This is a genomic window from Mesorhizobium sp. M7A.F.Ca.US.014.04.1.1, from assembly GCF_003998745.1.
Classification (GTDB): Bacteria; Pseudomonadota; Alphaproteobacteria; order Rhizobiales; family Rhizobiaceae; genus Mesorhizobium; species Mesorhizobium ciceri.
The window spans coordinates 1-8,096 of sequence record NZ_RZRW01000257.1; the positions used below are offsets into that span (position 1 = coordinate 1).

General features: G+C 63.7%; 8 protein-coding genes and 1 pseudogene. 4 read left to right on the top strand and 5 right to left on the bottom strand.

Going from position 1 to position 8,096, the window contains the following annotated elements:
• Window positions 1-563, bottom strand: a pseudogene (locus EOA22_RS17815) (GNAT family N-acetyltransferase); the annotation flags it as partial.
• A 91-nt stretch (window positions 564-654) separates the two neighbouring features.
• On the opposite strand from EOA22_RS17815, the gene EOA22_RS17820 reads away from it, so the two are divergent.
• A complete protein-coding gene (locus EOA22_RS17820) occupies window positions 655-1,713 on the top strand; it encodes a polysaccharide deacetylase family protein (RefSeq protein ID WP_063167778.1) in 1,059 nt (352 codons plus the stop codon).
• Window positions 1,714-1,728: 15 nt separating this feature from the next.
• Here the strand turns inward: EOA22_RS17820 and EOA22_RS17825 are convergent, their stop codons facing one another.
• Window positions 1,729-1,944 (bottom strand): DUF2842 domain-containing protein, encoded by a 216-nt coding sequence (locus tag EOA22_RS17825; protein WP_063167779.1) that lies wholly within the window; start codon window positions 1,942-1,944, stop codon window positions 1,729-1,731.
• A gap of 198 nt (window positions 1,945-2,142) precedes the next feature.
• Here EOA22_RS17825 and EOA22_RS17830 point away from each other — a divergent pair, with 198 nt between their 5' ends.
• Window positions 2,143-3,234, top strand: coding sequence for a COX15/CtaA family protein (locus EOA22_RS17830; RefSeq protein ID WP_082826667.1), 1,092 nt, complete (start codon window positions 2,143-2,145; stop codon window positions 3,232-3,234).
• A gap of 25 nt (window positions 3,235-3,259) precedes the next feature.
• Here the strand turns inward: EOA22_RS17830 and EOA22_RS17835 are convergent, their stop codons facing one another.
• From EOA22_RS17835 to speB, 3 genes are read right to left on the bottom strand one after another with little or no spacing between them, the layout of a single operon-like run.
• The gene (locus tag EOA22_RS17835) at window positions 3,260-4,102 is read right to left on the bottom strand and encodes an aminoglycoside phosphotransferase family protein (RefSeq protein ID WP_199489656.1); all 843 of its coding nucleotides are present in this window, start codon (window positions 4,100-4,102) and stop codon (window positions 3,260-3,262) included.
• Window positions 4,099-5,025: an N-acetyl-gamma-glutamyl-phosphate reductase gene (argC, locus tag EOA22_RS17840; protein ID WP_013532212.1), complete on the bottom strand. Its 927-nt coding sequence runs from the start codon at window positions 5,023-5,025 to the stop codon at window positions 4,099-4,101. The genes EOA22_RS17835 and argC overlap by 4 nt, the downstream gene beginning before the upstream one ends.
• A 30-nt stretch (window positions 5,026-5,055) precedes the next feature.
• A complete protein-coding gene (gene speB / locus EOA22_RS17845) occupies window positions 5,056-6,063 on the bottom strand; it encodes an agmatinase (protein ID WP_013532211.1) in 1,008 nt (335 codons plus the stop codon).
• A 123-nt stretch (window positions 6,064-6,186) separates the two neighbouring features.
• Here speB and EOA22_RS17850 point away from each other — a divergent pair, with 123 nt between their 5' ends.
• Window positions 6,187-7,395 carry an acyltransferase gene (locus EOA22_RS17850; protein ID WP_013532210.1) on the top strand — a complete coding sequence of 403 codons (1,209 nt, stop codon included), beginning with the start codon at window positions 6,187-6,189 and terminating at the stop codon, window positions 7,393-7,395.
• Window positions 7,396-7,491: 96 nt separating this feature from the next.
• Window positions 7,492-8,096 (top strand): glycerophosphodiester phosphodiesterase family protein (locus EOA22_RS17855; RefSeq protein WP_164755596.1); only part of this gene is annotated, 605 nt, incomplete at its 3' end.

Genomic DNA, 8,096 nt, shown 5'->3' on the forward strand with positions numbered 1-8,096 from the left:
GGAGAAAGCAGCGCATCGAAGCCGCCGGCGAGATCGACGGCCAGCGACAGATTGGGGCTGGAAAAATGGTCAAGCGATGCGAGCGGATTGGCGACGCCGTCGAGATCGGGCAGCAACCGCTCGAGCGCGACCAGATCGATGTCCGGGCGTGCCTCGGCGATGGCCGCCAGCACCGATCGGAGGGCCGGCATATCCACCTTGGCCAGCCAGTTCGGGTCCGCGGCGACGAAGTTGCCGTTGGCGTGGCGCCCACCCATGAAGCGGGCGATCCGGAACGGCCCCTTCGAGGCAACCTCCAGCGCCAGCGAAAAAACCGGTTTGCCCTCGGCACTCAGCGTCGCGACGAGCAGGTCCGGTCGTGTCTCGGCCGCCCAGTTCAGGATCCAGGCAGCACTCTGCGCCGGACCAAACAGAGCCGAGCGGCAGAACTCGGCATAGGCCGCCAGTCCGTCCGTGGACGCCACCGAGATCGACAGGCCGGCACGGTCCCGTGGCAAGGCGCGCGACGATGCCTCGGTTGCCGCAAGCCGATTGCCGTCAAATGACGCAGTTGCGTCAACCATACCTCAATCCTTAGGGCGTATTGGTCGCGATTTGGGGGTTCGCATAGGCGCATTCCGTGCTTGGATCAGCCTAGGCGCAAAAGGTGAATGAATGATCGACGGCGGGGAGGCAATCCGGAAACTGGCGCTGAACGTCGCCCGCTATACCGGCCTTGCACCGCTGGCCAAGCCGTTCATCGGCGGCATTGGCGCCATCCTGATGCTGCACCGTGTTACCGCGACGCCGGAAAAGCCGGACGGCGTCAACCGGCATCTGAATATCGCGCCCGGGTTCCTCGATGCCATGATCGCCGACATGAAGGCGCATGGCTATGCCTTCGTCTCCATGGACGAAGCCGTCGAGCGCATCAAGGCGGGCGGCAAAGGCGGTCAGTTTGCCACGATCACCGCCGACGATGCCTATCGCGACAATATGGTCGAGGCGCTGCCGGTGCTGGAGAAGCACGGCGCGCCGATCACCATCTATGTCGCGCCCGGGCTGATCAACGGCACAGCCGACCTGTGGTGGGACGTTGTCGAGGACATCGTCAACGCGCGCGATACCTTGACGCTGACGCGGCCGAAGGGTCCGCTGACGATCGATTGCTCGACCCCCGCGAAGAAGCTGCAGGCCAATGCACGCCTGCACGCCTATCTCACCTCCGAAATCCGCGAGAAGGACCTGCAGGCGGTGTTGCGCGATCTGGCTCGCGCAAATGGCATCGACGCCGACGGTCCGCGCCTGCGCACATTGATGAACTGGGACGAAATCCGCCGCATCGCCGCGCATCCGCTGGTGACGATCGGCGCCCATACGATCAACCACAGCAATCTGAAGCGGCTCTCCGAAGCCGATGCCCGGCACGAGATCGGCGCCGTGCGCGCCATGTTGCTGGCCGAACTGGGCGAAGAGCCCCGCCATTTCGCTTACCCCTATGGCTATGCGAGTGCCGTAGGCTGTCGCGAAGTCGGCTTTGCCCGTGACGCAGGCTACACCTCTGCCGTGACGACGCGCCACGGCGTGCTGCGCGCCGAACATGCCGGGTTCCTGCAGGCTTTGCCGCGGATTTCCGTCAACGGCCGCTATCAGAGCCTCGCCCATATTCGCACCATGCTGTCGGGCGTGACGACGCCGCTCGCCAATGCCGGCAAGATGGTCGTCACCATCTGACGCTGGCGGTTTCGCCTAGCGCTTGGCCCTCGGCTCCAGCATCAGCCATTTGATGATGCCCATTGCCGGCAGCACCCAGACCAGGCCGCTGAGCAGGAAGAACAGGAAATGCACCCACGGACCCGACTCCGACAGCCGGGCGACCGCGAAGATCGATGCGACCAGCGCATAGATGATGACCAGCGCCACCAGCAGAAACATTCCGATCAGCTTTTTCAGGCGCAGGGGCATGGTTGGTCTCCTGATCGAGCATGCCGGAATTTGCACAGGCGGCCTGGCAGGCTCAAGGGGTAACGGCCTCGCATAGGCCTTGAGGCGAGACTGCGCAACCGGTGAGACGCGGCGCGACGGCGTGCCGCGCCGGATGGTCTTGCCAGCACGGGTGCGATGGTCCACCAATCCGCCAAATCAACCTGCCGGGACAAGATCATGGCTGCCATATCAGCTGCCGCGCCATACGTCGCCCGCGACCGCGACCTGCATAACCGGGCGCTGCTGCGCGCCTGGCTCTATGTGGTGCTTCTGGTGCTGTTTGCGCTGGTGCTGGTCGGCGGCGCCACCAGGCTCACCGATTCCGGCCTGTCGATTACGCAGTGGAAGCCGATCCATGGCGTGATCCCGCCGCTCAACGATGCCGAGTGGCAAGAGGAATTCCAGCTCTACCAGCAGATCCCGCAATATGCCGAGCTCAACAAGGGCATGGGCATCGAAGCGTTCAAATCGATCTTCTGGTGGGAATGGGCGCATCGCATCCTGGCGCGCAGCGTCGGCCTGGTCTTCGCCTTGCCGCTGCTGTTTTTCTGGGCAACGCGCCGCATCGAGCGCGGCCTGGGTCGGAAACTCGTGGGCATTCTGCTGCTTGGCGGCCTGCAAGGCGCCATCGGCTGGTGGATGGTGGCCTCTGGCCTGGTCGACCGGGTCTCCGTCAGCCAGTACCGCCTGGCGACCCACCTGACCCTTGCCGCACTGATCTTCACCGCCACCATGGTGGTCGCGCGCGGGTTGGCGCCGCATTCCGAGCCTGCCGCCGATAGGTCGACGCAGAGGCTGGCCGGCTTCATCGTGCTGCTGGCGCTGATCCAGATCTATCTCGGCGGCCTGGTCGCCGGGCTCGATGCGGGTCTGAGCTACAACACCTGGCCGCTGATGGACGGCAAGATCATTCCCGGCGATCTGCTGATCCTCGAGCCGGCATGGCGCAACTTCTTCGAGAGCCCGAAGACGGTGCAGTTCGTCCATCGGCTTGGCGCTTACACGGTATTCGTCGTGGCCTTGTGGCACATGATCGCCACGCGCCGGCGGCTGCCAGGCTCGACGCATGCGCGCCGCGCGACGCTGCTGTTTCTACTGGTGCTGGTGCAGGCCTCGATCGGCGTCGGCACGCTGCTCATGCATGTGCCGTTGCATATGGCGCTGACCCATCAGGGATTTGCGCTGATCGTGCTGGGCTTTGCAGCAGCCCATTGGCGCGGCACCAAGGGCGCCTATCCCTTGCCGACGGGAATAGCGCTCAGGGGCTGATCCCGAGCCGATCTACTGGGTCGGATCAGAAGCTTGCCCGCACCGCCCGGATCGCCTTGACGATCGACAATTCGCGATTCTCCTCGACCGCATTGTCGTCCTCGTGATGCCAGGACGCCGACAGGCATCCATAGGCAATGGCATGATCGAGGATAGCGGTCGGTGTCTGGCTCAGTGTTCTGGCAAAGATCTCGGCCATATCAGCGATCCGCTTCGGATCGAGGCAGAGATCGTCCCGGTCGAGCGGGTTGTAGAACATGTTCGCCGCGTCGAAGCCGGGATCGCCGAGCACGCCCTTCGGATCGATCGCCAGCCAGCCGCGCGGCCCGTGCAGGATGTTTTCGTGATGCAGATCGCCATGCAGGGGCCTGATGTCGTGCGGATCGGCCAGCAGCCGCTCGGCGATGACGGCTGCCTCGACATAGAGGCTGTCAAGGCCGGCGTCGCGATCGGTATTCGCCTTGTCGAACAGGCTGGCGAAGCGTTCCCGGAGCGGCTGAAGCTCGGGCGGGTAGGGGGCTTTCCCCCGTGAAAACAGTTTTGCCATCAGCTCCGCCGCGATTGCGGTCGCGGCAAAGTCGCCCTGTTCGTCGAGAACCTGCTGCAGCAGGGTTTCACCGGCATATTCGAGCAGCATGCTGTGGCCGTCGCGGCCGAGCAGACGCACCGCGCCTTCGCCGCGCCGCCAGGCGAGATAGTGCTCTCCGCGCAACTCGTCGGCGACGTCATCGAAAGGCTTCAGCGCCTTGACGATCGCCGGCGATCCGTCTTCGCGCAAAACCTTCCAGATGCGGCTCGAAAAGGTCTCGGCAACGAGTTCGGGCGCGCTGACTTTCCAGCGCGCCGGAAAGGCTGGCGTGTCCATCAGAGGCCGAGCATCAGATCCATGTTCTGGACGGCGGCACCCGAGGCGCCCTTGCCGAGATTGTCGTAGACCGCCAGCAGCAGGGCCTGCGCCCGTTTGTCGTTGGCGAAGACATAGACCTTCATCCGGTTGGTGCCGTTGTAGATCTCCGGATCGATCTCCGGCATGCGCTCCGAATGCGCATAGGGCGCCACCTCGACCACACCGCCCTTGATGGCGGCGAAATGGTCGGCAATCGCCGCATGCAGCTCCGCACCGGTCGGCACATGGTCGAGGCCGCCGAGTTGCAATGGCACCACGGTGATCATGCCTTGCGCGAAATTGCCGACCGCCGGCTGCATGATCGGATCATGCGACAGCCTTGCATAGGCCCTCAATTCCGGCACGTGCTTGTGCTGCAGGGTGAGGCCGTAAGGCAGGAATTCCGAGGCGTCCTCGCCCTTGGCGACGTAGTCCTCGATCATCGGCCGTCCGCCGCCGGAATAGCCCGAAATGCCGTTGACGGTGATCGGAAAATCGGCCGGCAGCAGGCCTGCTGTGACCAGCGGCCGCAGCGTCGCGATCGGTCCCTGCGGCCAGCAGCCTGGGTTGGCGACGCGCTTTGCCGAGGCAATCGCCTTTGCCTGGTCCTTGTCCATCTCGGCGAAACCATACGCCCAGCCCTCCGCCACGCGATGCGCGGTCGACGCATCGATGACCCTGGTGGTGTCGTTGGCGATCAGCGAGACGCTTTCCTTCGCCGCGTCGTCGGGCAGGCACAGGATAGCGACATCGGCGGCATTGAGGAACTCGGCACGTGCCGCCGTTTCCTTGCGACGCTCGGTGGGGATGGAAATGATCTCCAGATCACCGCGCTCGGCAAGCAGCGCCCTGATCTGCAGGCCGGTGGTGCCGTGTTCGCCGTCGATGAAGATTTTCGGTTTCATGGGTTGTTCAAATTCCCTGAGTTTTCAAGACTATATGCCCTGACCCTGAATCACTGCGGCACCATTGTGATTGCCGTTGTTCAGCTCTTCAAGCCGGGCTTTCCGTTCAGCAAGCAGACCGAGATATTGCATGGCCACCATCGAGCCGGCGATTGCCGTTATATCGGCGTGATCATAGGCCGGCGCAACCTCTACGACATCGGCGCCGACAATATCGATCTGGTTGAGCTGGCGCAGAGTCGACAGGATCTTGGCCGAGGACGGGCCGCCGGCAACCGGCGTGCCTGTGCCGGGCGCATAGGCCGGATCGAGGCAGTCGATGTCGAAGGTGAGATAGGTCTTCTTGCCGCCGGTGCGGTCGACAATGGCGTAGGCAATGTCGGACGCCCGCATCTCCTCGATTTCATGGCCATGGAGGATCTTGATGCCGAACGTGTCGGGCGCATGGGTGCGGATGCCGATCTGGATCGACCGGTCGGGATCGATGATGCCTTCCTTGACGGCGCGACCGACGAAGGAGCCGTGGTCGATGCGCTTGCCGTCGTCCGGCCAGGTGTCCTGGTGGGCGTCGAACTGCACCAAAGCGAGCGGACCATGGATGGCGGCATGCGCCTTGAGCAGTGGCCAGGTGACGAAATGATCGCCGCCGAGCGTCAACAGGAAGGCGCCTGATTTGAGGATCTTCGCCGCTTCGCGCTCGATCGTGCCGGGCGTCTTCTGATGGTTGCCCGAATCGAGCAGGCAATCGCCATAGTCGACGACCGCCAGATGCTCGAACAGATCGCGTGAAAAGGGATATTGCGGGTCGTTGTCGAGGATCGCCGAGGCACGGCGGATCGCCTGCGGCCCGAAGCGGGCGCCAGGCCGGTTGGTGACGGCGGCATCGAAGGGAATACCCCACACCACCGCATCCGCGCCCTTCACGTCCTTGGTGTATTTGCGCCGCATGAACGACAGCGCGCCGGAATAGGTCGGCTCGAACGCGGCGCCCGTTTTGGAACGGGCGGTGAAGGCGTTGTCGATGGTGTGGTTCGCCATTACGGATCCTCGTTTTTCATCGGGTTGCAACAACTACAGAACCGGCACGGAAGATGCCAGTCATAGCTTGGCGAGACGGAATGGCGCTGCCCGAGTGCCACGGCAAGACAGGATTGTATCATCATGACGCAGACCGCGTTTCTCAACCCCACCCGTGCCGCGGCGTCGACCCACACCGGCACGGTCGCCGGCGAACGCTTCCTGGTCCTCGATTCGTGGCGCGGCATCTGCGCGCTTCTGGTGGCGCTGTTTCACTTTCCTACCGGTTCGACGATTTCGCAAAGCGCCTTCATCGGTTCGTCCTACCTGTTCGTCGATTTCTTCTTCGTCCTTTCCGGCTTCGTCATCGCCAGCAGCTACGGCGATCGGCTCAACCAACCGGGACAGGTCGCGCGTTTCGCCCTGGTCCGTTTCGGCCGCATCTACCCGCTGCATCTGCTCATGCTTGCCGCCTTCGCCGGTTTCGAGCTGCTGCGGCTGATGCTGCCGCAATTGCACGGCACGGGGGCTGCCCCCTTCACCGGCGGCTTCGACCTCAACAGCCTGCTTGCCAATCTCCTTCTGCTGCAGGGTGTCGGCTTCGAGGATCAATTGACCTGGAATGCGCCGAGCTGGAGCATTTCGGCCGAGTTCTTCGCCTATCTCCTGTTTGCCGGCGTGGTCTTCGTCGCCGGCGTGCGCGCCTGGATATGGTTCGTCGCGGCCGCCGTCACCGCGCCGCTGTTCCTGCTCGGCTTCTCGACCCATCATATGGATGTGTCCTTCGATTTCGGCTTCATCCGTTGCCTGTACGGCTTCTCGCTCGGCGCCTTGCTGGCCTGGTTTCAGCATGATTCCATTGCAGGGGCGCGACAGGCTCTCGCCAGGGGCGGCCCGCGGATGGACTGGACCCTTGCCGAAATCGTCATGGTGGCCGTCATCGTGCTTTTCGTTTCGCTGGCGGGCGACAATGACTTCGGCATCGCGGCACCCCTGGTGTTCGCGCTGGCGCTGTTTCTGTTCGCCCATGAGGGTGGCTGGATCAGCGCCTTGCTCAGAGCCCCGTTCATGCTGACGCTCGGCGCGCTGTCCTATTCGATCTACATGGTCCACATCTTCGTCCAGGCGCGCCTGATCAACGTCGCGGGGCTCGTCGAGCGCAAGCTCGGCCTTGGCCTGATCGGCGACTTCATGCTGCGCGGCCAGCCTGCCACCGGCTTCGGTGCCGGCTGGACGGGGGCGGTGGCGATCGTCGTCATGCTCGCCGCTACCATTGCCGCCTCCTGGATCACCTGGCGTTTTGTCGAGATGCCGGCCATGGCGTGGTTCCGCAGGCTCTCGAAACGCATCTGACGCACCTGCTGCGAGTATTCCGCTAGCCGGCTTCGTTCACCCAGATGTCACGGGCGTCGCCTATCCGGGTGTCGATCCGGCAAGGAGCGATTCTCGATGCGGACCATCTGGCTGAGTTTTCTGCTTTACACGGCCGTGGCAGCCGCCTCTGGCCAGGCCTTGGCCGGCGAGACCCGCGCCAGACAGATCCTCGACCGCTTCGAGCATGCCAACCAATGGCGCGATCACGTCATGGTGGCTGCGCATCGCGCCGGCAGCATGCAGGCCGGCAAGACGCTCTACGCGGAAAATTCGATTGCCGCCGTGGAGGGCTCGATCGCCATGGGCGCCGAAATCGTCGAGGTCGACATCAGGCGCTCGAAGGACGGCGAGTTCGTCGTCATGCATGACAGCTGGCTCGACCGCACCACGACCTGCAAGGGCGAGGTGGTCATGTACACGCTGGCCGAACTGAAGACATGCCGGCTGGTGGTCGAGGGCACCGGTGCGGCGACAAGTGAAACAGTCTCGACGCTGCACGAGATGCTGATGGCGACCAGAAACCGCATCCTCATCAACCTCGACAACAAGCTCGACGTCGGCGCCCTCCCGGGCATGATTGCGGTCGCTCGCGGTCTCGGCATGGCCGAACAGGTCATCGTCAAGGAGAACCTGTGGAATTCACAACGGATTTCCACGGTCAAGGCCGCCATGGAGACCAT